At 51.7% G+C, this 22,493-nt stretch carries 22 protein-coding genes; 16 read left to right on the top strand and 6 right to left on the bottom strand.

Annotated features, from left to right (window positions below; translation table 11 throughout):
• Nucleotides 1–220: 220 nt before the first annotated feature.
• The gene (locus PBN151_RS19995; protein WP_021260612.1) at nt 221–673 is read right to left on the bottom strand and encodes a DUF441 domain-containing protein; all 453 of its coding nucleotides are present in this window, start codon (nt 671–673) and stop codon (nt 221–223) included.
• Nucleotides 674–757: 84 nt separating this feature from the next.
• Here PBN151_RS19995 and pcp point away from each other — a divergent pair, with 84 nt between their 5' ends.
• Both pcp and helD read left to right on the top strand, forming a co-directional pair.
• The gene (gene pcp, locus PBN151_RS20000) at nt 758–1,417 is read left to right on the top strand and encodes a pyroglutamyl-peptidase I (RefSeq protein ID WP_072730396.1); all 660 of its coding nucleotides are present in this window, start codon (nt 758–760) and stop codon (nt 1,415–1,417) included.
• 78 nt (nt 1,418–1,495) lie between these two features.
• Nucleotides 1,496–3,793 (top strand): RNA polymerase recycling motor HelD, encoded by a 2,298-nt coding sequence (gene helD, locus PBN151_RS20005; RefSeq protein ID WP_083545233.1) that lies wholly within the window; start codon nt 1,496–1,498, stop codon nt 3,791–3,793.
• Nucleotides 3,794–4,001: 208 nt separating this feature from the next.
• On the opposite strand, the gene PBN151_RS20010 is transcribed toward helD, so the two are convergent.
• From PBN151_RS20010 to PBN151_RS20020, 3 genes are read right to left on the bottom strand one after another with little or no spacing between them, the layout of a single operon-like run.
• The gene (locus PBN151_RS20010; RefSeq protein WP_072730479.1) at nt 4,002–4,928 is read right to left on the bottom strand and encodes a glycine betaine ABC transporter substrate-binding protein; all 927 of its coding nucleotides are present in this window, start codon (nt 4,926–4,928) and stop codon (nt 4,002–4,004) included.
• 5 nt (nt 4,929–4,933) lie between these two features.
• Complete coding sequence (locus tag PBN151_RS20015) at nt 4,934–5,773, bottom strand: ABC transporter permease (protein WP_072730397.1); 840 nt, start codon at nt 5,771–5,773, stop codon at nt 4,934–4,936.
• The gene (locus tag PBN151_RS20020; protein WP_275936817.1) at nt 5,754–7,073 is read right to left on the bottom strand and encodes a quaternary amine ABC transporter ATP-binding protein; all 1,320 of its coding nucleotides are present in this window, start codon (nt 7,071–7,073) and stop codon (nt 5,754–5,756) included. The genes PBN151_RS20015 and PBN151_RS20020 overlap by 20 nt, the downstream gene beginning before the upstream one ends.
• 323 nt (nt 7,074–7,396) lie before the next feature.
• Here PBN151_RS20020 and PBN151_RS20025 point away from each other — a divergent pair, with 323 nt between their 5' ends.
• Together PBN151_RS20025 and PBN151_RS20030 are read left to right on the top strand one after the other, a co-directional pair.
• The gene (locus PBN151_RS20025; RefSeq protein ID WP_072730398.1) at nt 7,397–7,954 is read left to right on the top strand and encodes a GbsR/MarR family transcriptional regulator; all 558 of its coding nucleotides are present in this window, start codon (nt 7,397–7,399) and stop codon (nt 7,952–7,954) included.
• A 143-nt stretch (nt 7,955–8,097) separates the two neighbouring features.
• Nucleotides 8,098–9,291 (top strand): GntR family transcriptional regulator, encoded by a 1,194-nt coding sequence (locus PBN151_RS20030; RefSeq protein WP_072730399.1) that lies wholly within the window; start codon nt 8,098–8,100, stop codon nt 9,289–9,291.
• Nucleotides 9,292–9,377: 86 nt separating this feature from the next.
• On the opposite strand, the gene trhA is transcribed toward PBN151_RS20030, so the two are convergent.
• Together trhA and PBN151_RS31425 are read right to left on the bottom strand one after the other, a co-directional pair.
• On the bottom strand, nt 9,378–10,025 hold the full coding sequence (trhA, locus tag PBN151_RS20035; protein ID WP_072730400.1) for a PAQR family membrane homeostasis protein TrhA: 648 nt from the start codon (nt 10,023–10,025) through the stop codon (nt 9,378–9,380).
• Between the two features lie 153 nt (nt 10,026–10,178).
• Nucleotides 10,179–10,355 (bottom strand): hypothetical protein, encoded by a 177-nt coding sequence (locus tag PBN151_RS31425; protein WP_021256951.1) that lies wholly within the window; start codon nt 10,353–10,355, stop codon nt 10,179–10,181.
• Nucleotides 10,356–10,497: 142 nt separating this feature from the next.
• Between PBN151_RS31425 and PBN151_RS20040 the strand changes: the two genes are divergently transcribed.
• From PBN151_RS20040 to paaC, 12 genes are all read left to right on the top strand, one after another.
• The gene (locus PBN151_RS20040) at nt 10,498–11,259 is read left to right on the top strand and encodes a DUF3891 family protein (protein WP_072730401.1); all 762 of its coding nucleotides are present in this window, start codon (nt 10,498–10,500) and stop codon (nt 11,257–11,259) included.
• A 114-nt stretch (nt 11,260–11,373) separates the two neighbouring features.
• On the top strand, nt 11,374–11,898 hold the full coding sequence (locus tag PBN151_RS20045; RefSeq protein WP_139295382.1) for a hypothetical protein: 525 nt from the start codon (nt 11,374–11,376) through the stop codon (nt 11,896–11,898).
• Nucleotides 11,899–12,582: 684 nt separating this feature from the next.
• Nucleotides 12,583–13,584: an ABC transporter substrate-binding protein gene (locus tag PBN151_RS20050; RefSeq protein ID WP_072730402.1), complete on the top strand. Its 1,002-nt coding sequence runs from the start codon at nt 12,583–12,585 to the stop codon at nt 13,582–13,584.
• 27 nt (nt 13,585–13,611) lie between these two features.
• Nucleotides 13,612–14,562, top strand: a complete 951-nt coding sequence (locus PBN151_RS20055) for an ABC transporter permease (protein ID WP_072730481.1) — start codon at nt 13,612–13,614, stop codon at nt 14,560–14,562.
• Nucleotides 14,549–15,337: an ABC transporter ATP-binding protein gene (locus tag PBN151_RS20060; RefSeq protein WP_065291957.1), complete on the top strand. Its 789-nt coding sequence runs from the start codon at nt 14,549–14,551 to the stop codon at nt 15,335–15,337. The genes PBN151_RS20055 and PBN151_RS20060 overlap by 14 nt, the downstream gene beginning before the upstream one ends.
• 86 nt (nt 15,338–15,423) lie before the next feature.
• The gene (gene pdhA / locus PBN151_RS20065; protein ID WP_370510440.1) at nt 15,424–16,530 is read left to right on the top strand and encodes a pyruvate dehydrogenase (acetyl-transferring) E1 component subunit alpha; all 1,107 of its coding nucleotides are present in this window, start codon (nt 15,424–15,426) and stop codon (nt 16,528–16,530) included.
• Nucleotides 16,527–17,510, top strand: coding sequence for an alpha-ketoacid dehydrogenase subunit beta (locus tag PBN151_RS20070; RefSeq protein ID WP_072730403.1), 984 nt, complete (start codon nt 16,527–16,529; stop codon nt 17,508–17,510). Before pdhA ends, PBN151_RS20070 begins: the two co-directional genes overlap by 4 nt.
• A 22-nt stretch (nt 17,511–17,532) precedes the next feature.
• Nucleotides 17,533–18,882 carry a dihydrolipoamide acetyltransferase family protein gene (locus tag PBN151_RS20075; RefSeq protein WP_072730404.1) on the top strand — a complete coding sequence of 450 codons (1,350 nt, stop codon included), beginning with the start codon at nt 17,533–17,535 and terminating at the stop codon, nt 18,880–18,882.
• Nucleotides 18,883–20,325, top strand: a complete 1,443-nt coding sequence (lpdA, locus tag PBN151_RS20080; RefSeq protein WP_072730405.1) for a dihydrolipoyl dehydrogenase — start codon at nt 18,883–18,885, stop codon at nt 20,323–20,325.
• Nucleotides 20,318–21,310: a 1,2-phenylacetyl-CoA epoxidase subunit PaaA gene (gene paaA / locus PBN151_RS20085; protein ID WP_072730406.1), complete on the top strand. Its 993-nt coding sequence runs from the start codon at nt 20,318–20,320 to the stop codon at nt 21,308–21,310. The genes lpdA and paaA overlap by 8 nt, the downstream gene beginning before the upstream one ends.
• The gene (gene paaB / locus PBN151_RS20090; RefSeq protein ID WP_072730407.1) at nt 21,307–21,651 is read left to right on the top strand and encodes a 1,2-phenylacetyl-CoA epoxidase subunit PaaB; all 345 of its coding nucleotides are present in this window, start codon (nt 21,307–21,309) and stop codon (nt 21,649–21,651) included. Before paaA ends, paaB begins: the two co-directional genes overlap by 4 nt.
• A 1-nt stretch (nt 21,652) precedes the next feature.
• Nucleotides 21,653–22,486: a 1,2-phenylacetyl-CoA epoxidase subunit PaaC gene (gene paaC / locus PBN151_RS20095; RefSeq protein WP_072730408.1), complete on the top strand. Its 834-nt coding sequence runs from the start codon at nt 21,653–21,655 to the stop codon at nt 22,484–22,486.
• Nucleotides 22,487–22,493: the final 7 nt, after the last annotated feature.

The following is a 22,493-nucleotide window of genomic DNA, read 5'->3' on the forward strand; positions in this document are numbered from 1 at the left end:
TCCTGTCTGCTTGTTGATTCTAGCACTGTGGATGAAATATTGTCAATCGTTTTGTTGCACAAATTTAACATTTGAAGTGCCTAATCCCATCGATCATATATGCTGTTTAACTGCTAATATGCGGCAGCTAAAACAGCTGCTATGCGAGAAAAATAGCCCTAATAGGTGATTTGCCGTATATCAGGAATCATCGTATGATGAAGATGATTCGAGGTCATCGTTATGATTTCCCGAGCAGCAAAGACAGTATGCCTGCAGCAATGAGAGGGCCGACCGGAACACCGCGGAACAAGGCCACGCCAAGGACGGTGCCTACGAGCAGACCAGCGACCACAGTTGGAGATTGAGTCATTAATTGGGCGCCGCGGCCTCCCAAATACGCAACGAGGATTCCGACGGCGATAGCTAACAGCGACTTCCAATTCATAAAGGATTGCGCGATCGTATCGATGGACATCTTGCCGCTTGCAATCGGTGCCATGACTCCGATCGTCAAGATAATGATGCCAACGGTTAGTCCGTACTTCTCAATCCAAGGGAATAAGCTCTGCATGTTCGTCACGCGGAGCAGCAGAAGAACGACCATTGCGATCGTAACGGTAGAATTGCCGCTTACAATGCCGAGTCCTGCAAATCCGAGCAGGATGAGGGATGAAATATCTAGTTGTGACATGGTATGTATCTCCTTTCACATTCGTTGACAAGAATAGCATATTTCCTACGTATTGAAAATAAAACAGAGCGGGGTGCTGTATCGATGAGCAACACAGTAATCATCACAGGGTTTGACCCATTTGGCAATGAAACGATTAATCCTTCTTGGGAGGCAGTTAAGCTGCTTCATGGTCGCAGTATTGGACGTTACGACGTTCATGCCATCCAGCTTCCAACCTCGTTCGAGCGGGCGGGAACCGTGCTGGCGGAAGCAATGGAGCAAGTGAAACCGGAAGCCGTGATCTGTGTCGGTCAAGCCGGAGGCAGACCGGATATTACGCTGGAATGTGTAGCCATAAATTTGAAGGATGCACGCATACCTGATAATGATGGGGCGCAGCCAACCGATGGAGCCATTGTCGAGAATGGGCCAGTTGCCTATTGGGCCCGTATGCCTTTGAAGGCAATTCGCGCGGCTGTACAAGAAGAGGGCATCCCTTGCTCGATTTCCTATACAGCTGGAACGTTCGTGTGTAATGCGATATTTTACCAGCTGATGCACCTTCTTAATGAGCAGCAAGATCCAAATTATAAGCGCGGCGGATTTATTCATATCCCTTTTTTGCCCGTACAGGCAGCTCGTTATTCCAACATGCCGAGCATGTCGCAGGATGATGTGGTGAAGGCGCTTGAAACGGTCATTCTTCACTTAGATGATGCGGAGAATGCAAATGAAAGTGCAGGGACGTTACATGGGGCCTAAGTTTAGGATATAATAGTACTTTTCGATACAGATCCGAAGAGGATTCGAATCGGCCAGCAGGCGGAAAGGAGTTGCAAGGTGAACGAACAACCATCCATGAGGGATGAGGAAGAATTATATCTAACAGGCGTGCTTCGCTTAATGGATCGCCAGATCGCTGCATTAGAAGCGACCGCTGAGGAACGTCAAGCAGAAATTGTGGAGATGAAGCGCCAATTCTGGGACGAGGTATCGGTCGATAATGACGAGATGTTCGAGACGTATGTGAGCATCATGCAGCAGGCGAAGGACTTGGCAAGTCACGAACGCGTACAGAAGCATGCAGCCAAATGGCTGAACAAGCTGCGCAAGCATATTCAGGCGCCTTACTTCGGGCGCGTTGACTTTATAGAAGATGGAGACATGGAGACACTACCAGTCTATATCGGTCTCATGTCCGTGTCGGATGAAGAGAGCGGAGAACATCTTGTTTATGATTGGCGTACGCCGATTGCCGGGTTGTTCTATGATTATGCGCCAGGTCCGGTGCAATATCGGACTCCAGCAGGAGTTATTGAAGGAGAGATGACGCTCAAGCGTCAGTTTCTTATTCGAAATGGCCGCTTGGAGGCTGTCTTCGATACCGGTATTCAGATCGGCGACGACATGCTGAAGGAGATGCTGAAGCGGAGCGCTGACACGAAGATGAAGAGTATCGTCAGCACGATACAGCGCGAGCAGAATGCGATTATCCGGGATGACCTGCATGATGTGCTTATAGTGCAGGGAGCGGCAGGAAGCGGCAAGACGTCAGCAGCTATGCAGCGAATTGCGTACCTGCTGTACAAATATCGCAGCAGCATGCGTTCCGAGCAAATTATCTTATTCTCACCGAATGATCTATTCAACGATTACGTGTCCAGCATATTGCCTGAGCTTGGCGAGGAGAATATGACGCAGACGACGTTCCAATCTTATATCGAGCATCGCCTCGTCACCGAGCGTAATATTGAGGACATTTATGACCAGACGGAACGCCTCATGCAGGGCATGGAACGCTGGACAGCTTCTAGAGAGGCAAGAGTCGAAGCGGCTGCGGCAAGATGGAAAGCTTCGGCGGGTTATCAGCAGGTCCTCGATCGCTATATTGAATCATTGCAGCGGGAAGGCATGCGCTTCATTCGCTTCGGAACGCCGAAGCGGACGATTATTAGCACCGAACAGCTTGCGGAGCAATTCTATGGCCAGCTTGCGGATTGGTCATTGCCTGCTCGGATGGACAAGCTGAGAGATTGGCTGCTGGAACAGCTTCGTGCTTGGGCAGTGAAGGAACAGAAGCGTGTCTATCGCAAGCTGCAGCAGCAGCCGAACTATTTAGGGACGGAAGAAGAGCTTCGCGACTTGAGCCGCAAGCAGGTGAACAAGTGGTTGAAGCGGTTCCGCAAGCAGGCGAAGGAGCTTCGCTTCGTCGATTGGGAAGAGATGTATTGTGACTGCATGCGCAAGCTTGAGCATTGGGCACGTCAGACAGATGGTATCGCGAGCGTCAATGAAACCATTGACGTGGAGACGATACGGGCAATTGGCCAGCGGGCAGTAAATCAATTCGAATCAGGGATAATTCCATTTGAGGATGCTTCCCCATTGCTGTATTTAATTGAAAGTGTAGAAGGATTCGACACCTTCAACCATATTCGACATGTGGTGATCGATGAGGCGCAGGACTACTCGCCGTTCCAATATGCGCTGCTGACTCGATTATTCCCACGCAGCCGCTTCACGATATTGGGCGATTGGAATCAAGCGATCTACGAATCGAATCGTATGGGGTCTGCGTCCGCGCTGCAAGCTGTATTCTCAGAGAAGAAGTCCGATGTTATCACACTACGCAAGAGCTATCGCTCCACCCGCAATATTATGGAGCTCGCAAGCAGTGTGCTGCCGAATGGCGAGAAGGTAGAGCCTTTCAGTAGAGAGGGTGAAGAGCCGATTCTCATTCGCTGCGAGGACGAAGAGGAGCAGCTGGATCAAGCTAGTAAGCAGCTATCGGCATGGACAGAGGCAGGGGAGCTTGCTTCCATCGCAATTATTACGAAGGATGAAGCGACAGCGGCGCAGGTTCACGAACGCTTGCAGCACAGCTTCCCGCAATTGAAGCGGGTATCGAAGCATACGAAGCAGTTCGTATCCGGACTATGGGTTGTCCCGTCCTACTTGGCGAAGGGTCTTGAATTCGATGGAGTTATTGTATTTGACGCGCAAGAGCAGGCTTATGGGAATGAAGCAGATCGCAAGCTGTTCTACACGGTGTGTACGCGAGCGATGCATCGCCTTGCCTTGTTGGCAGTTGGATCAGTGACACCGTTCCTTGATTCATGGAACCAAGGAAGAAGCTAACGGATAACAACTTATATGTACGCAATTGAAGAAGCGCCATGTGACATTGAATCGGGAATCCGATCCTTGCCACAGGCGCTTTTTTTAAAAGGATGATGGTATCGTGTATTCGCCATTACGATGTGCATAATCATCTACGATGGCTTGGATATCACGGTACGATGCTTCCGCTCTATCTATCAGACAGGAACTGCCCATAATGTGGGGTCTATTTCTTCATATCCTCAATCGATTGAATAGTAACATAAGAAGGGACGACGAGCCCAATTTTGGTACCATTCAAATTCGGTCCAAGATCGTCCACATTATTTTGGAAGCGCTCATAATAGTCCTTATGGGTAGTAGGCAGCCAAGCTGCTACAATTGCGTCAACGTCGCCATTGGCAACACCTGTCCACATTGGACCAGCCTCTACCTGAATCAGATCGACCTTATACCCGACTTCATTTTCTAATACGGATGCAATGATATTTGTACTCGCTATTTCGGAATCCCACGCCACATATCCAAGCTTGAGCTTCTTACCCTCAACTTTGTCGACTCCGCTCGTCCAAACCTGGACTTTGTCTGTATTCGCTTCGATCCAAGCCTTGGCTGCATCCTTCGGCTCCTGACCATCATGAATGTCCACCATTACCTTCGCCATGTCTTCAGCCGCCCATTCGAATCGATCCAATGTCTTGTACGCGCTTGGCTCATCTTCCTTCAATCTCTTGCGGGCAATCGTATGAATTTGCTCATCGCCGCCATAGATACCCTTCGGATCCTCTAAGTATTTCAATTCATACTTCGCGAACATCCAGTGCGGCGTCCAGCCCGTAATAATGATAGGCTCCTGCTTCTTGATTGCTTTGTCCAGAGCGGCAGTCATCGCAGCCCCGGAGCCTTCGATCAACTTCCAATCGGTCAGATCATATTCCTTAAGAGCTGCTTCTGTTGATTGCATAATGCCTGCACCGGCATCAATTCCGATAATCTTATAGTCAACCTGCTTCCCGATGCTATCACCTGTTGAACTCGCGGTTCCATCATTGCCGGCCGTGCTGCTTGATGTACCAGTGCATCCGGCCAAAGTCCAGCCTAACATAGCAACAAGTCCAGCCAGCACCCAATACCTTGTGCGACGTTGTTTCATTTCCATCACGCTCCTTGTTTATTCGTTTTCCGTTTTTTCAGCCATTGTTGAGAGAAACGATCTAAGATGATGGCTAACAGTACAACAGACAGTCCTGCCTCGAATCCCTTGCCGATTTTAAGCATTGTGACAGCTCGATAGACTTCGGTGCCAATCCCTTGTGCCCCGATCATGGATGCGATCACGACCATGGATAGCGTCAGCATGATGGTCTGATTCACGCCGGCCATTAGTGTCGGCATGGCTACGGGAAGCTGTACTTTCCATAAGGTCTGCATGGATGTAGAGCCGAACGCAGAAGCGGCTTCGATCATATCGTGCGGCACTTGACGTATGCCGAGTTCAGTTAGACGAATGGTAGGAGGAACGGCAAAAATAATAGAGGCGATCACGCCAGGAACGATTCCTAGGCCGAATAGAAATACGGCGGGAAGCAGGTAGACAAATGCTGGCATCGTCTGCATGAAGTCCAGTATTGGCTTAACAATTCGGGACAATCGGTTTATTTTCCCACAAGCGATGCCTAGCGGGACGCCGATGATGATTGATAGGATTGTGGCGACAATTACGAGTGCAAGTGTATTCATTGTGGGTTCCCAGTATCCAAGCCAGTCAATGATAAAGAGCCCGATAAGCGTAAGCAGCGATAATGACCACCGGCCGATGACAAAGGCAAGCAGTGCGGCCATGAAGATGAACACATAAGACGGTGGCAGCAAAAAGAGATCTGAGATGCCCTCAACGATTCGCTCAATCCATTTGGAGAGCAGTCGGAACCATCCATCTGCGTTCGTGCTTAGCCAATTGACGGCGTGCTCGACCCAATCACCGATTCTCAGCTGCATCGATTGTCACTCCTTCCGTAGAGCGACTGCTGTTGTCAGCGTTAGCTAAGGGTTCTAGGCGTTCGAGTCCTGGTGAGGCAGTTGAAATAGATTTCGTAGAATCATCCATCTCATCCGCTGAGTCAATTAGATTGCCTGCCAGCGCTCCGAGTACGGCACCGCGTACGATGGCGCCCATTAGCTTGCCATCCGGATCGACAACAGCAATAGGAAGCTTCGCTTCGCCAGATAGAGCGAGCAGTTCATGAAGAACAATAGAGGGAGATACGATGGGAACGTCGATGTGCATGACTTGTTGCAAGGATAGGCCTCTGCGTGCTGCCTCGCTAGCCTGTTCGGCTGTAACGACTCCTTGAAGGGACTTATCCTTTCCGACGACGAACAGTGTGGAAATACCGATATCCCTCATTAATTGCAGCGCCACTCGCGGCCCGCGATCTAAGGATATCGTCTCTGGCCTGCGCATAATATGCGAGGCGGTAAGGACTTTGGATAAGTCTACACCTTCAACGAATCGCTCTACATATTCGTCAGCTGGCTGCATCAACATTTGCTCAGGGGTTCCAATCTGAATAAGCTTGCCGTCTTTCAGCAAGGCGATGCGATCGCCGATGCGCAGCGCTTCATCCAAGTCATGGGTAATGAAAATGATGGTTTTGTGCATTTTCTGCTGCAGGGCAAGCAGTTCATCCTGCATATCGCGGCGGATTAACGGATCTAGTGCACTGAATGCTTCATCCATAAGGAGGATATCTGGATTATTAGCTAAGGCACGTGCCAATCCAACTCGCTGCTGCATGCCGCCGCTCAGTTCTTCCGGGTATTTGTCTTCCCAGCCACCTAGGCCGACGAGCTCTAGCGCTTCAGTCGCCTTGCGGTAGCGATGTTCCTTGGAGAGACCTTGTATTTCGAGGCCATATGCGGCATTGTCAAGCACAGTACGGTGGGGGAAGAGTGCGAATTTTTGAAATACCATCCCAATTGTCCTTCGCCTCACCTCTCGCAAATCGCTTGCATTCAGCCTCGAAATATTGCGATCCTTCAGCCAGATTTCACCTGAGGTTGGCTCAATGAGTCGGTTTAGCATGCGCACGAGTGTGGATTTGCCACTGCCGGACAAGCCCATAATAACGAAGATTTCTCCTTTTTCCACGGCAAAGGATACCTGGTTCACAGCTACGGTCGCTTGTTTTTCTGTGGCGAGCCGCTCTCTTGACCACCCTTGTTGCAGTAGAGTGAGTGCTTTTTGTTCATGCTGTCCAAATATTTTAGTCACTTGGTTGACCTTGATCATGGACAATCCTGTCACCTCTCTTGCGTATGGAATTGAGCGTTGTATACGCTATATCCATTTTAACCCTTGGAAAAAACAGAGAACAACCATGAAAACAGTTTGTAAGATACGTTCAGAAAAAACTTTATAAACTTATTCTTTCGAATTCTCCAATATGCTAAATATTGCTATCCCATTTGCTTCTTTACAATTTGTTCCTATTCTCTTACAATGTTCGTGGAACATAGAGAATGAGCTTTTACAGCAATGTTCGACAAATATATAAAGGGCGGTTTCGAATCGGTCTGCCATTGCTGCAGGGATAGGATTCGGTACAGGAGGAATGACTCATGACTACGTTCGCACAGTTGACACAGGAGCAGAAGAGCGCTGTTGAGAAGGCTCGCAATCGTGTCATTGAAGCGATCGGACAAAATATGGACTTGTACGGCATGCCCCATTCTACTGGGCATTTGTACGGCCTGCTGTTCTTCAGTGATCATCCGATGACGTTGGATGACATGAAGCAGGAGATGGAGATGAGCAAGACAAGCATGAGTACGGGCGTGCGCACACTTGTAGACATGAAGATGGTGCATAAAGTGTGGGAGAAGGGGACGCGCAAGGATTTATATGAGGCAGAACAGGACTGGCATCAGACATTTGCTGATTACTTCGGTCTGAAATGGAGAAAAGCTGTAGAGATGAACTTGTCTGCGATTCGGCGTTCAGTCAAAGAGCTGGAGCTGCTGCGCGGCAGCTCGGAGGATGAACAGCTTGCGGCAGTCATTGCGAAGGATATCGCCAAGATGGAGCAGGCGGAAGCGTATTATGGATGGCTTAATCAATTGATAGATGCGTTTGAATCTGGTGATATCTTTGCGTATATCCCGAAGCACGAGCGATAGTCGTCCGTTTAGATATGAATCGAGGAAAGAGCGGTGGAGATGGTGCATCGCTCTTTTTTTGCTTCCGAATTTTCCCTAATGATTGTCACTTCTACCTAAATGCTATATTATATATATTAAATTAATAATTAAGGATGATCTAAATGAGCTATGATTCTCGATCGCCGCTATATTTGCAAGTTCAGCGATATATTGAGGATATGATTCATACGAAACAATTGAAGACGAATGACCGGATTCCGACAGAGAAGGAACTGATGGAGCAGTTCCAAGTTAGCCGCATTACAGTTGTGAATGCGCTTGCAGCTCTTGTGAAGGAAGGATTGATTTATCGAGTCCCTGGAAGAGGCAGCTTCGTAGCGGAGCCGAAATCAACTGGCACCAGCTCGGTGCGCGAAGAGCAAACCGGAGGTACAGAAGGACTGGATGTCAATGGAGCAGGCTCTGGAAGCCAGGAACGAAGACGAAATGTAGTTGGATTCATGATGCCGACATTGGATGATTATTTTGCGATGCGGCTTATTAATTCGATTCAGCAGACGTTGAACGAGCGAGGATACTCTCTAATCGTGGCCTTTAGCGGAGGCTCGAAGGAGCGGGAAGAGCAGCAAATTCGGGAGATGCTGGACATGGGCATATCAGGCTTGCTGTTATTCCCTGTGGATGAAGATATCTACAATGAAGAAATATTGTCATTGAAGGTAAATGGTTTCCCATTCGTGCTTATCGATCGATATTTGCCTGGAGTGGACACCCATTATGTATGCTCGGACAACCGCAAAGGCGCGGAGATGGCGGTAGCTCATTTATGGGAACTCGGTCACCGGAATATTGCGATCTGCACAGATGCGTTCCGAGATTGTGTGAGTGTGCAGGATCGCATAGCAGGGTATATGAATGAATATCAGAGACGGGGGGCCATGATCAATCCGGCACTCATTCTAACTGATTTTACGCTTCCTGTCGGAGAGGAAGCCGATGATTCTGTACTTGCTCGATATATGAAGAGTGAGATGGCCACTGCGTATATTGCGCTGCATGGCAAGCTTGGCATGCGCATGCATCAGATCGCGAAGCGGTCGGGACTGAGAGTGCCAGAGGATATCTCGATCGTAACGTTTGATGATCCAGAGCACTTGGAGGAGCGAGAGACATTCTTTAGTCATATTTATCAGAATGAAGCACAGATTGGACGCCGTGCCGCTACTATATTAGCGGATATTATGGAGCGTCCTGATCAGGAAGGTCTAACCAGCAAGGAAGCGTACCACAAGGTTATCCTCGAGCCTCAATTCGTAAATAGACGTTCAACTGGCCCATGCCAGAGCGAACAATAACTTCTGCAATAACCTACACAAAACCGCCAATCTCTGCGGCAAGCGGAGATTGACGGCTTCATCAATCGGGTAAATCCTACATAGAGCTATACATGAATTTGGACTAAGGTCAGTACGGAGAAGAAGTGAGCAACGGAACCTGCAAGCACAAATAGATGCCATATCATATGATGGAAGGGGAAACCTCTCCATACGTAGAATATAGTGCCTAGTGTATATAGGATACCGCCAATGATCAGCATCGTCAGTCCGAAGGATGGCATAGCCTCCGTCAGTGGATGCCACGCCCACACGATCAACCACCCCATAGCAATATAGAGCAGCGTGGACATGAAGAGGAATCGCTTCGTGAAGAAGGCTTTGAATACAACGCCTCCGACAGCAATGGTCCATACGATGGCGAACAGTGTCCAGCCGATAATCTTAGGCAATGCGATTAAGACAAGCGGTGTATAAGTGCCTGCGATGAATAAATAGATGGATGCGTGATCGAAGGTCTCGAACAAGTCCTTTACTTTTCCTTCAGGGAAGCTGTGCACCAATGTCGACGAGGTATACAAGAGAAGCATCGATATGCCATAAATCGTAAAGCTGACGACATGGATGGGTTGTCCATACAATGAGGCGAATACGATAAGCAGTGTTAGGGCAGCTATGCTCATAACGACTCCAATGCCGTGCGTAATCGCGTTAGCGATTTCTTCGCCGCGCGAATAGGTGTGAGTGTTAGCCATACGGCGGCACCTTCCTTTCTGTGGGATCCGTCCAATCGGATCTGCTTACTCATATTGTATCGAAGCAGGGAAGAAGCTGCAAATGATCAATGGCATTTTTCGAAAAGATAACAAATTCGAGGAGATGAGGAGATACAAATAGATTAGATGTCGTTAAATAGCAACAGCGCCGTCATCTACCCGTTTCCGGCATAGGCTTCGGCGCTGCTCTGCTTTCTTATTCGGCACGACTTGTGTATACGGCTTCCGTGTCCAGCTTCCCCGCAGTAAGCTCGGGTCTAAATGTCCTGCGCGCTCTGACTTGCGGCGCTTGTTGGATGTCTTACTCATAATATCCCTCCTAAATGTTCATCTCACACAGCATAACTGCTGCCAATGGAAAAATCAATAACCGTGAGTCCTAAGTAAGGATCAAAGATGGCATTTCCTTTGCCTTATATGGACGGTACGACGATAAAGGAGCTGTATGAAAATGATTATTCGGACGAGGAAAGATGAAATCGTATGCATTGCACAGCACGACCATGGATATCTATCCGGCGAAATCGCTTCGAAGTTCCGCACGGAATTGCTTGGTACTTGTGACAGATATGAGGATGCCGTATATGCTGCCTACGAGCATGATTGCAGCTGGATCGGACTTGACGATACACCAATTTGGAATGACGCACAACAGGAGCCGTATACATTCATGGATTATCCGATGGCCTTAAAGCTTGTGTTCTATCGAAAGGGGCTGGACGATATCGAGAAAGCCAATCCATATGCCAGCCTATTGTGCAGCAAGCATTTCGCCTCTTTCTTTCATGTAGAGGAGCAGCAGGACGTAATCGAATTTCTCCAGCATGAACGGCAGCGTCAGCAGCGAATTAGGGAACAAGTTGTGGATTTGTCCGATTCGACGATAGCCAATCATTTTCGAATGCTTCAATTTTGCGATGATCTGTCCCTGTATGTGTGCCTGAATGAACCAGGAGTACAAAAAGCAGAAGAGTTCCCTTGGTACCAGGACGGCTTCGAGCGCACAGAGCCTTTTAATATGGAATCAGGTGAGCAATTGCAAGGCGAGTGGCTGGATGACAGGACAATTCGGGTAACTCCAACTCCATTTACGGAACCGTTTACCGCCGTGTTATCTTATAAAGTTGTAGCCAAGGAGCAAATACACAAGTCAGGGATTGCAAGCGCCTATAAGGAGGCTGAACGGAGAGAGCAGGTCATTCATGTCACATAAAATTTTTTTCATAAAGGGAATGAAGGGATTAACGAAGGGAATGTCGTCCTAGGAAGCGGAGTATGGATAACGAAATAGGGGTAACAATGGGAAAGTAAAGGGAGGTAGAGGAGCTTGAATAGTAGAAGTATTAAGGCGCTCTCATTAATCGGCTTCGGTATTTTGCTGATGCTGGTTACATGGAGCGGATGGGGCGCCGATAAGTTTTCAACTGCGGGGAGCATATTCGGTTATTTTTGGCCAACATTGTTTGTCATCCCACTCGGTTTGTTTTTTCATTTTATGTTCTTCTTTGTCACCAAGAGGCGCGCAGCGGGGCTGCTTATACCTGGTGGGATCTTGATCGTTAGCGGTGTAGTATGTCAAATCGGGATGCTGTTCGATGCATTCGGTACGGTTTGGCCTGGATTTCCGCTTGCGGTGGCCTTCGGATTATTTGAATTTTATATCATGGGGAACCGTAATAAATGGCTCTTGATTCCGATATGTATTCTGACCTGTGTTTCGCTTTTGTTCTTTGCCGTCTTTTCATTAAGCGCGTTTGCAAGCTCTTCCCTAATCGGGATTACATTAGCAGCACTCCTTATTGTGGGTGGATCAGCGATGCTGTGGAAAAAACCGGAGATTTCGGATTTTTAATCCTATACATACGGAATTTTTTGAGCAAAAGGAATGGGGATTATTGCTCTAAATACGGGATAGCGGTGTACCCTGATGATCTGATGATCGCGGTGTCACCGCTTTATTTTTTGACCAGTCAACAAATTTATACAAGCTTGCATAAGTGCTCAATCGACCTTGAATGGCCCTATACCTTTCAGGTTTTTTTCTTTTATGGAATTGGATATAACATAAATCACACATTTCATATAAAAATTTGTCCAAATATTGACATTAGTTATGACGGCGTGATAATATAACGTTAAAATAACGCACCATAGAAAAAACGTATTACAAATGTTCAATTATGTTGAGCAACTCAACGATTTCGAATTGAAAAAACTCCAGCATTTAGCACGGCCCTGTGCATCTACGCGATCTTTACAACGCATACATACGCGACATCTCCACATCTAAGCCATCAGGCAGCAGCGCTCAGCCACGAGGGCAAGCGCATTCACATTTATCCTTCCAGATGAAACACAGCAACAGACTAGGAACGAATTTTCTGCGAAGCAGCAGAGCGAATACCTAACATGTCTTGATACCACTAGAGAGCCTTGAAAGCCTTATATCTAAACAACTCGCCAATACGCTTTTTATCTAATCATTATATTGAAAGCGCAATCAATACCAATTATTGTTGCAAAGGAGCGAGGTTGGATGAAACTGTTTTTCCCGATTTTTATGGTTTGCTCACTGTTGCTGACAGCATGTGGGAACTCAGACGAACCGAAGGACATGGGTAAGGATGCAGACGGCAAGAAGATGATCAAAATCGGCATTGCGCAGTTCGCAGATCATCCTTCGCTGGATGGGGCGAGAGAAGGCTTTTTGCAGGCGCTGAAGGACGCTGGGTACGAGAAAGATGTTAATTTGCAAGTTGATTTCCACAATGCACAGGGGGATATGAACAACAATCTCACGATCGCTCAAAAGCTGGTGGGCGATAAAAATGACCTGATTCTGGCAATCGCTACACCGACCGCACAGGCGATTGTGAAGGCAACGAAAGACATTCCCGTGCTGTTCACGGCTGTGACGGATCCGGTTGCATCGAAGCTGGTCAACAGTCTTGAAAAGCCAGGAGGCAATGTAACAGGCACGCGCGACACGAATCCAGACTCGATCAAGAAGACGATGGAGACGATGAAGAAGTTTTTCCCTGAGGCCCGCAAGGTAGGCGTTATCTACAATTCCGGGGAGCAGAACTCTGTTGTCAACATCGCCAATGTGAAACAGGTGCTGCAGGAAGGCGGATTGGAGACGGTCGAGGCCACCGTGACGAACAGTTCGGAGGTGAAGCAGGCTGCCGATTCGCTGGTAGGCCGCGCGGATATCATCTATCTCCCGTCTGATAATACGGTCATTTCGGCGCTAAGCTCAGTCGTTTCGGTCGCTAATGACAAGGACATTCCGCTCTTCTGCGAGAGTAGTGAATCGGTTGGGGAAGGCGCGTTCGCATCAATCGGATTCAAATATTATGATCTCGGCTACGCGACAGGTGAGATGGCTGTGAAGGTTCTGAAGGGCACATCGCCGGCAGATATCCCCGTTGAGGTCTCCAAGAAGTTGGATCTGATGATTAACCCGAAGGCGGCGGAGGCGCAAGGAATCAAATTGACGGAAGAGATGACACAAGGCGCAATCCTGATAGAGAAATAAGTCGTTCCAAATTAGGAGGATGCTATCGTGCTATATGCGCTGACAGGTTCTTTGGAAGCAGGGGTCATTTACGCGTTAATGGCTCTGGGCGTTTACGTAACGTTTCGAATTCTCGACTTTCCCGATTTGACCGTAGATGGCAGCTTTGCCACCGGCGGGGCCGTTGCGGCTGTCATGATTACATCCGGCTATTCCCCGCTGCTCGCTACATTGGGGGCGCTGCTGGCAGGATGTGTGGCAGGAACCGTGACCGGACTGCTCCATACGAAAGGGAAAATCAATACGCTGCTGTCCGGTATTATTTCGATGATTGCTTTATATTCGATCAATTTGCGGATTATGGGTAAGGCGAATACACCGCTGCTGGGGGAAAGCACTCTATTCACACAGCTCAAATCCTTCTTGTCCAGTCTGCAGCCGCTTGCGATTTTGGCAGCCGTAGGGATATTCGTTCTGCTCATTAAATGGGCCATTGACTGGTTTTTGGATACAGAGATTGGCCTCGCGATTCGTGCCACCGGCGACAATACGAAAATGATCCGCAGCCTCTCTGCGAACACCGACAATATGAAAATTATCGGGCTGAGCCTGTCTAATGGCTTGGTAGCGCTATCCGGCGCGCTTTTCGCCCAATATCAGGAGTTTGCGGATGTCTCAATGGGAATCGGTATTATCATCATCGGTTTGGCCTCCGTCATTATGGGGGAAGCCGTGTTCGGTCATGCTTCCATTCGGCGGGCAACCTTCGCCGTAATCGGAGGAGCTATAGTCTATCGCCTCATTATTATGCTTGCACTCCGCATCGGGTTGAATCCGAATGACCTGAAGCTGCTAACCGCCGTCATTGTGGTCGCTGCCCTTGTCATGTCACGGGTTCTAACAACATGGAAAGAAAGGCGAATGAGATCCTTTCAAGAAGATGCTCCACACCTGTCCATCGACCACGGAGCAAGGGGGGAAAGCCATGCTGAAACTTGAGGGGATTCGAAAAGTGTTCAACCGCAGGACGGCGAGCGAGAAAATTGCTCTGCAACATATAAACTTGACGCTTCGTGAGGGTGAATTCGTAACGATTATCGGCTCCAATGGGGCGGGCAAGTCCACGCTGATGAATATGATCTCGGGCGGGATGACTCCAGATAGCGGAGCCATTGAAATCGACGGCGAGAACGTGACCAGCCTCTCTGAATTCGAGCGCTCGCGCAAGATCGGGCGCGTGTTCCAAGACCCGATGGCTGGCACGGCGCCGACGATGACGATTGAGGAGAATCTCGCGGTTGCTTACTCGCGTGACAAAGGACGTACCCTGCACCGGGGTGTGAACAAGAAGCGGAAGGATCTGTTCCGCGAGAGCCTTGCCTCACTGCACCTAGGGCTCGAGAATCGGCTGTCAGCTAAGGCCGGACTGCTGTCAGGCGGAGAACGGCAGGCGCTTAGCCTGCTGATGGCGACCTTCACGCAGCCGAAGGTGCTGCTGCTGGATGAGCATACGGCTGCGCTTGACCCGGCGCGGGCGCAATTGATTACAGCGCTGACAAAGGAAGTCGTCGAGCGTTCCAACTTCACGACGCTGATGGTGACGCACAATATGCAGCAAGCCATCGAGCTTGGCAATCGCCTGATTATGATGGATGCAGGCGAGATTATTTTGGATGTGCCGGAAGAGGAAAAGAAGCATTTGACAATTGAGGTATTGTTGAAAAAATTCGCCCAGTTGAAGGGAGTCGCGGATGACCGCTTGCTGTTGGGATAGCAAAAAAGGGAAAGGGAGCGGTATTGATGATTCAAAGTCAGGGGCATCCGTCTGCCTCGCCAGTAATAGAGAAGGCAGGAAAGAGAATGCGGCATGAAGATATGCGCGGGCTGCTTGAGCCGTATCAAGTGCTTGAACCCTATCAGGTGCTGGCGCCGGACGGAGAGCTTCGCCACCCTACCGAGGGAGCCATTGACGAGGATCTGGCAATAAAAATGTACGAGAACATGATGCTGACAAGAATGTTCGATCGGAAGGCGGTCAACCTGCAAAGGCAGGGCCGAATGGGCACGTACGCCCCTTATGAGGGGCAGGAAGCCTCGCAGGTCGGGAGTGCACTGGCACTGTCCCCCAATGATTGGTTGTTTCCCAGCTATCGTGATCATGCTGCTGCAATTACGCATGGGCAGGCGCTCAGCAGGGTGCTGCTTTATTGGATGGGGCATATGGAAGGCTCGATCAGTCCGGAAGGCCGCCATATTATGCCGCCATGCGTGCCGATAGCCACGCATTTGACGCATGCCGTAGGCACATCGTGGGCCGCTAAGCTGAAGGGTGAGAAGCAGGCGAGCATCGTGTACTTCGGCGAAGGGGCAACCTCGGAGGGAGATTTCCATGAGGCCTTGAATTTTGCCGGGGTATATCAGACGGCTACTGTATTCTTCTGCCAGAATAACGGCTACGCCATCAGCGTGCCGTTCCATGCGCAGTCCGCTTCCCGAACGATCGCCCAGCGCGCGGCTGCTTACGATATGCCGGGTGTTCGAGTGGATGGTAACGATGTGTTCGCAGTCTGGCTGACCGTACGCGAAGCGATTGAACGCGGCTTGAACGGCGGCGGACCGACGCTTATCGAGGCAGTCACGTTCCGTTACGGGCCGCATACGACCAGCGACGATCCGCGCAAATATCGGGATCAAGCCCGGCTCTCTGCCGAGTGGAGGGAGCAGCGCGATCCAATAGAGCGCTTGAAGCGGTATCTCGTGAAGAGGGGAATTTGGGGCCAGGAGCATGAGGAGCGTCTTGTGGATCGGATCAGCGGCCTTATCGAGGCCGCGGTTGCAGAGGCGGAGAGCTATCCGAATTCCCAGCCTGAGGATATGTTCATGCACGTAAATGCTGACATGCTGTGGCCTGTGGCTGAGCAGCGGGAACAGAGCGGCCAGTGTGCGGAAAGGCAGGGTGAAGCATGAGCCGGAACGTAACGATCTTGCAAGCGATTAATGAAGCACTTGATCAGAAGCTGGCGGACGATCAGCGCGTCATGCTGACAGGGGAAGACATTGGCGTCAACGGCGGTGTGTTTCGAGCAACGGAAGGACTATTCGAGAAGTACGGCCATGAACGGGTTGTGGATACGCCGCTGGCTGAAGCCGGCATTATTGGCTCGGCAATCGGGCTGGCGCTGAATGGTTTCATTCCAGTCGTTGAAATTCAGTTTTTGGCCTTCATTTATCCCGGCTTCGAGCAGATCGTCACACATGCGGCCCGCATGCGGTATCGGACGCGGGGACAGTACAATGTCCCTCTTGTTATTCGCACGCCTTACGGCGCGGGAATTAGAGGGCCAGAGCTTCATTCGGAGAGTGTGGAAGCATTCTTCGTTCATACGCCCGGGCTTAAGGTGGTCGTACCGAGCAATCCTTACGATGCCAAGGGTTTGCTTGTTAGCGCCATTGAGGATCCCGATCCGGTCGTATTTTTGGAACCGGCAAGGATTTACCGAGCCTTCAAGGCAGAAGTGCCGGAAGAGATGTACCGCATTCCGCTAGGGAAGGCGAACATTGTCCGGGAAGGCACAGATGTGACGCTGATTTCATGGGGGGCCATGATGCGGGTGGCGCTTGAAGCGGCGCGGCAGCTGGAGCAGGAGAAGGGCTGGTCTTGTGAGGTCATCGATCTCCGCTCGTTGTATCCGCTTGATCGGGATGCAATTGCCGCATCCGTGAAGAAAACAGGCCGCGCGATAATTGTTCATGAGGCGCAGAAAACGGCCGGCGTCGGAGCAGAAATTGTTTCGCTGATCAATGACGAAGCGCTGATGTATTTGCGGGCTCCGATTCAGCGAATTACTGGCTTTGATGTGCCAGTTCCGCAGTTCTCGCTCGAGGATGTCTATGTTCCGACGGTCGGGCGGGTAAGAGAAGGAATCGCTGCAGCGATACAGTTCTGACCGTTCAGGAGGAGGAACGCGAATGATAGAGTTCAAGCTTCCCGACGTAGGAGAAGGCATCCACGAAGGGGAGATCGGAAAATGGCTCATTAAGGAAGGGGAATGGGTGGCCTGCGATCAGCCGATCGTCGAGGTGCAGACGGACAAAGTGAACGCCGAGCTGACCGCTCCGGCGGCCGGCGTGGTGCGCAAGCTGATGTTCGCCGAGGGTGCTGGAGTTCGAGTAGGCGAGGTATTGTTCCTTCTCGAAGCGGAGGGGCGCATTCCTGCAATGGAAGCAGGCAAGGCGGAACAGGCGGCTTCAGTAGCAGCGGTTGTCAACGCTCCTTCGCCATCACCAGCAGTGGCCTTGCCATTGTCTGCAGCGACATCGCCGTCGGTGTCTGCTGAATTACCTGTGGGAAGAGTGCGCGCAGCTCCCTATGTTCGCCAGCTTGCGCGGCAGTTGAATGTCGACATCGAGCAGGTGAAGGGAAGCGGAGCCGCCGGGCGGATATCGGAAGAGGACGTACGGCGCTATGCTGCTGCGGGCACGACTAAGGAAGCGGAAGGGGCAGGGGCAGACCTATCATGGGAAAATGCGGTTCAGCCTGCGCTGGAGCGGACGGCTTCCGCTGTCCGGCCGCAGAATGCCGCTGCCAGGTTGCAAGGGGCCGCACCGACTTCTTGCGCCGAGGAACGGTTTCCGCTGCGCGGCATTCGCTTGAAGATCGCCGAGAGGCTGGTTAAGGCAGTGACCATCATCCCGCATGTCACGCAGGTGGATGAACTGGAAGCCGATGCCCTGCAGGCGCTGCGTGAGCGGCTTCGGCCGCTGGCGGCCGAACGGCAGGTGAAGTTGACATACTTGCCGTTTTTCATCAAGGCAATTGTCATCGCGCTTAAGGAATTCCCATTCTTCAACGCTTCGCTTGACGACGAGACGAAGGAAATTGTATTGAAGCGTTATTATCACATTGGGATTGCGACCGATACACCGGACGGTCTTATCGTTCCGGTTATCCGAGACGCCGATCGGAAGACAATATTTGAGCTGGCAGAAGAAATTGGGCGGTTGTCGGAGCGGGCGCGGGAAGGAAAGCTGAAGCTTGCGGACATTACCGGCGGTACCTTCACGATCAGCAATGTCGGCCCGATCGGCAGCCTGCTCGCAACGCCGATCATTAACCATCCGGAAGCGGCCATCCTGGCGCTGCACAAAATGGAGCCGCGCATGGTCGTTCGCAATGGGGAAGGTGTCATACGCCTCATGATGAATATGGCGCTTTCCTTCGACCATCGGATTATCGATGGGGCGGAGGCGATTCGATTCACGAATCGGATCAAGCAGCTGCTAGAGCAGCCTGACTTATTATGGGCGGAGATGGTATAGATGGTTGTCGGTGAAATTGCAGTAGAAACGGATGTTGTTGTCATTGGCGGCGGGCCCGGCGGCTATACGTCAGCGATCCGGCTGGGTCAGTTGGGCAAATCAGTCGTGTTGGTGGAAAAAGAGGAGCTCGGCGGTGTTTGTCTTCATTCGGGCTGCATTCCGTCCAAGGCGCTGATTCATGCGGCCGGATTGTATGACGAAGCCAGATCGGCTTCCAAGCTGGGATTGCGGATGGAGCCTGGGGCTCTTTCCTTCAATATGTCCGATTGGCAGTTGTGGAAGTCCGGAATTGTCGGCAGGCTGGGAAGCGGAGTGGCGCAGCTCTGCGCCGCTAACGGGGTTACGGTCGTGAAAGGGAGCGCAGTCTTCCTGTCCGATGACCGCGTCGGGGTAGAGACGGAATTCGGATTTGAGACCTACAAGTTCAGGCAGGCGGTTATCGCGACAGGATCGCGGCCGCATCTCCCAGAATTTGCTGCGGCAGGTGGTTCCCGCATCCTCACTTCCACGGGGGCGCTGGAATCGGACAGCATACCGGAGCATTTAGTCATTATCGGGAGCGGCTATATTGGCATCGAATTGGGCATGGCATTCGCCAAGCTTGGAAGCCGCATCACACTTATTGAGCGCGAGGAACGAATTCTCCCCCTTGTGGAAGGCAGCCTCGCTGCGGAAGTGAAGCGGCGCGCCGGCAAGCTAGGGATGGTTATCAAGACGGGCACGGAAGTGCGCGCGATTATGGAGCATGACGATGATGTCGAGCTGCGTCTCGAATCGAGACAGCAAGGGGAGGAGAGCGTCCTCTGCGACAAGGTGCTTGTGACGGTCGGACGCATGCCGAACACAGAAGGACTCGGTCTCAGTCAGGCCGGGGTACGAATGGATGAGCGCGGCTATGTTCCGGTCGATGCGGAATGCCGAACCAATGTGCGCCACATTTTCGCCATTGGTGATATTACGCCGGGGCCTGCTCTCGCTCATCGCGCCGCGAGGCAGGGCACCGTCGCCGCGGAGGTGATCGGCGGCTTGCCGAGTGCTTTCGACTCGCCGTATGTGCCGTACGTTATTTTTTCTGACCCGCAAATTGCCGGAGTGGGACTGACGCGGGCGGAAGCCGAGCAGCAGGTCATGAAGGTGAAGACGGGCCGCTTTCCTTTCCGTGCCAACGGATATGCATTGGCGGCTGGGAAGACAGACGGTTTTGCGGAAGTAGTCGTCGAAGAGGAAACCGGCTTGCTGCTGGGCATGCATGCGGTTGGGGCGGATGCCGGCAGCTTGATTGGCCAGGGGGTTCTCGCCCTCGAGATGGCTGCGAGAGCGGAGGATGTGGCTATGACGGTGCATCCGCACCCGACGCTTAGTGAAGGCTGGCTGGAAGCCGCCGCCGCCGCTTTGGGGCATGCCATACACATTGTGAACGAGAGGAGGCTGGAAGATGAGTAATCGGAAGGGCCAGGATGGATCGCTGGACGACGAGCGTTTGGCGCATTTTCTGAACCGAATTGACCGGGGCGACAAGATTGAAGCGGACGATTGGATGCCAGACGATTACCGCAACCAGTTAATTAAGCTGATATCGATGCATGGCGTTAGTGAAATAATGGGGGCGCTTCCGGAGAAGGAATGGGTTCCGAAGGCGCCGACGCTGCGCCGCAAACTGGCGATTATGGCCAAGGTGCAGGATGAGATGGGACATGGACAGCTGCTGCTGCGGGTCGCGGAGGATCTAATGGCGCCGCTTGGCCAGACTCGTGAGGATCTGCTGCGCAATCTGTTCTCAGGAAAGCTGAAATTCCACAACGTGTTCCATATGGAGGCGCCCACATGGGCAGATGCAGGCGTCATCGCCTGGCTCGTCGACGGCGCCGCGATCATTACCCAGTCTATGTCGCTCGAGACATCCTACGCGCCATATGCCCGCGCGCTCCAGCGCATATGCGCGGAAGAGAAATTCCATGCCCAGCACGGTGAAAGCATTGTATTGGGGCTGGCCGAAGGAACGCCGGCGCAGCGCCGGATGCTGCAGGAGGCCGTAAACCGCTGGTGGCCTTCCTTGCTGATGTTCTTTGGCCCGCCAGAAGGCGGAACCGTGTCCAGCAACCAGCAGATGAACATGCGTTACAAGATTCGCACGCAGACGAACGAGGAGCTGAGGCAGGCCTTTTTCCATAAATATGTGAACCGGATTTATCATTTGGGCTTGACGCTTCCGGACGACACGATTCGTTATGACGAAGCGGAGGGCGTCTGGCATTACCAGCAGCCCGATTGGGATCTCTTTGTACAAATTGTGCGTGGAAACGGACCTTGCTCGGCACAGCGGCTGCGGCTGCGGAAAACGTCCTACGAAGAGGCGGAATGGGTGCGGGAAGCGCTGGTGGCGCCTCCGCCCCGTACATCCTATGCGGCGGGAGGAGGGGCGATATGAGCAGCGAACGGAAAGAGAAATTTGCCGTCTATGAGGTATTCAGCCAAAAGAGCCCGTCTGCCGGCTTCGTGCACCAGTTCAGCTTGTTGGCGCCTAACCCGGAAGCCGCGCTCCTGATGGCGCGGGAGAACTTCATGCGCCGCGAGCCCTGCATCAACATCTGGGTTGTGAACCGCGATGATATTCACGGACTGACACCGGAGGAACGCGAGAGCCTCGAACGGCTGGACAACAAAAGCTACCGCGAAACAAAGGGATATGGCGACATCCAATCGAGGTGGCGGCGCCACAAGGAAGAGTATGAGAGCAAGGTGGATATCGCAGCACAGAAGGAGGGGTGAAATGTCGGAGCATATCGAAGTAGCGGCGGCGGAAGAGGCCAAGCGCCGCCCGGATTATACTCGGGCGCTGCAGGAGCTTTTGCTGCAGATTGCAGACGATGACTATATTGTGGCATACCGGGGATCGGAATGGCTTGGGCTGGCGCCTCACATCGAAGAAGATGTCGCTTTCTCCTCGATGGCGCAGGACATGATGGGGCATGCAGCGATGCTATACGAGATGCTGGAGGAGTTGGGAGCTGGCAAGGCGGATGACCTGGCGCATTTGCGCAGCCCGGAGGCGTTCCGCAATGCCATACTGCTCGAGCGACCGAACGGACCAGGCGAATATGCGAATGAGCCGCATTACGACTGGGCGTTCGCGATTGCCCGCTGCAGCCTATACGGCCTATTCAAGGAAATCCGGCTGGAAGTGCTGACCCATTCCTCGTATGTGCCGCTAAGGCAGGCGGCCAGCAAAATGCTGCGCGAGCATCAGTATCACAGCCGGTATTGGCGCTCCTGGTTCACGCGGCTGGCAGGCGGCACGAACGAGGCGCGTTCCCGATTGATTGCGGCTGTAGCCCAGGCGTGGAGCGATATTGGAAGCCTGTTCCCGCTAGGCAGCGAGGAGGAGGCGATCGTACGCTTCGGTCTGAGCATAGGTGGCGATGAATTGGCACGGCGCTGGAAGACATCGGCGCAGAGCTTGTTCGAAGCGAGTGGGCTCGCATGGCCAGGAGACTGGAATACTCCTGTCAGGACTGGACGCGACGGGCAGCATACCGACGATTTGACGCAAGTCGTCGGCATCTTGTCGGAGGTGTACCGGATTGACCCGGCGGCCAGCTGGTAAAGGAGGC

Source organism: Paenibacillus sp. NAIST15-1, assembly GCF_001894745.1.
GTDB lineage: Bacteria > Bacillota > Bacilli > Paenibacillales > Paenibacillaceae > Paenibacillus_B > Paenibacillus_B suaedae.

What these genes read in the sequence shown, in the direction of transcription:
- PBN151_RS20040 (WP_072730401.1), top strand. Translation starts at nt 10,498, where the DNA reads ATGATTATTCGGACGAGGAAAGATGAAATCGTATGCATTGCACAGCAC.
- PBN151_RS20060 (WP_065291957.1), top strand. Translation starts at nt 14,549, where the DNA reads ATGCTGAAACTTGAGGGGATTCGAAAAGTGTTCAACCGCAGGACGGCG.
- PBN151_RS20070 (WP_072730403.1), top strand. Translation starts at nt 16,527, where the DNA reads ATGAGCCGGAACGTAACGATCTTGCAAGCGATTAATGAAGCACTTGAT.
- paaC (WP_072730408.1), top strand. Translation starts at nt 21,653, where the DNA reads ATGTCGGAGCATATCGAAGTAGCGGCGGCGGAAGAGGCCAAGCGCCGC.
- PBN151_RS20075 (WP_072730404.1), top strand. Translation starts at nt 17,533, where the DNA reads ATGATAGAGTTCAAGCTTCCCGACGTAGGAGAAGGCATCCACGAAGGG.
- PBN151_RS20030 (WP_072730399.1), top strand. Translation starts at nt 8,098, where the DNA reads ATGAGCTATGATTCTCGATCGCCGCTATATTTGCAAGTTCAGCGATAT.
- PBN151_RS19995 (WP_021260612.1), bottom strand. Translation starts at nt 673, where the DNA reads ATGTCACAACTAGATATTTCATCCCTCATCCTGCTCGGATTTGCAGGA.
- trhA (WP_072730400.1), bottom strand. Translation starts at nt 10,025, where the DNA reads ATGGCTAACACTCACACCTATTCGCGCGGCGAAGAAATCGCTAACGCG.
- PBN151_RS20025 (WP_072730398.1), top strand. Translation starts at nt 7,397, where the DNA reads ATGACTACGTTCGCACAGTTGACACAGGAGCAGAAGAGCGCTGTTGAG.
- PBN151_RS31425 (WP_021256951.1), bottom strand. Translation starts at nt 10,355, where the DNA reads ATGAGTAAGACATCCAACAAGCGCCGCAAGTCAGAGCGCGCAGGACAT.
- PBN151_RS20010 (WP_072730479.1), bottom strand. Translation starts at nt 4,928, where the DNA reads ATGAAACAACGTCGCACAAGGTATTGGGTGCTGGCTGGACTTGTTGCT.
- paaB (WP_072730407.1), top strand. Translation starts at nt 21,307, where the DNA reads ATGAGCAGCGAACGGAAAGAGAAATTTGCCGTCTATGAGGTATTCAGC.
- PBN151_RS20050 (WP_072730402.1), top strand. Translation starts at nt 12,583, where the DNA reads ATGAAACTGTTTTTCCCGATTTTTATGGTTTGCTCACTGTTGCTGACA.
- pdhA (WP_370510440.1), top strand. Translation starts at nt 15,424, where the DNA reads ATGCGGCATGAAGATATGCGCGGGCTGCTTGAGCCGTATCAAGTGCTT.
- PBN151_RS20015 (WP_072730397.1), bottom strand. Translation starts at nt 5,773, where the DNA reads ATGCAGCTGAGAATCGGTGATTGGGTCGAGCACGCCGTCAATTGGCTA.
- lpdA (WP_072730405.1), top strand. Translation starts at nt 18,883, where the DNA reads ATGGTTGTCGGTGAAATTGCAGTAGAAACGGATGTTGTTGTCATTGGC.
- paaA (WP_072730406.1), top strand. Translation starts at nt 20,318, where the DNA reads ATGAGTAATCGGAAGGGCCAGGATGGATCGCTGGACGACGAGCGTTTG.
- pcp (WP_072730396.1), top strand. Translation starts at nt 758, where the DNA reads ATGAGCAACACAGTAATCATCACAGGGTTTGACCCATTTGGCAATGAA.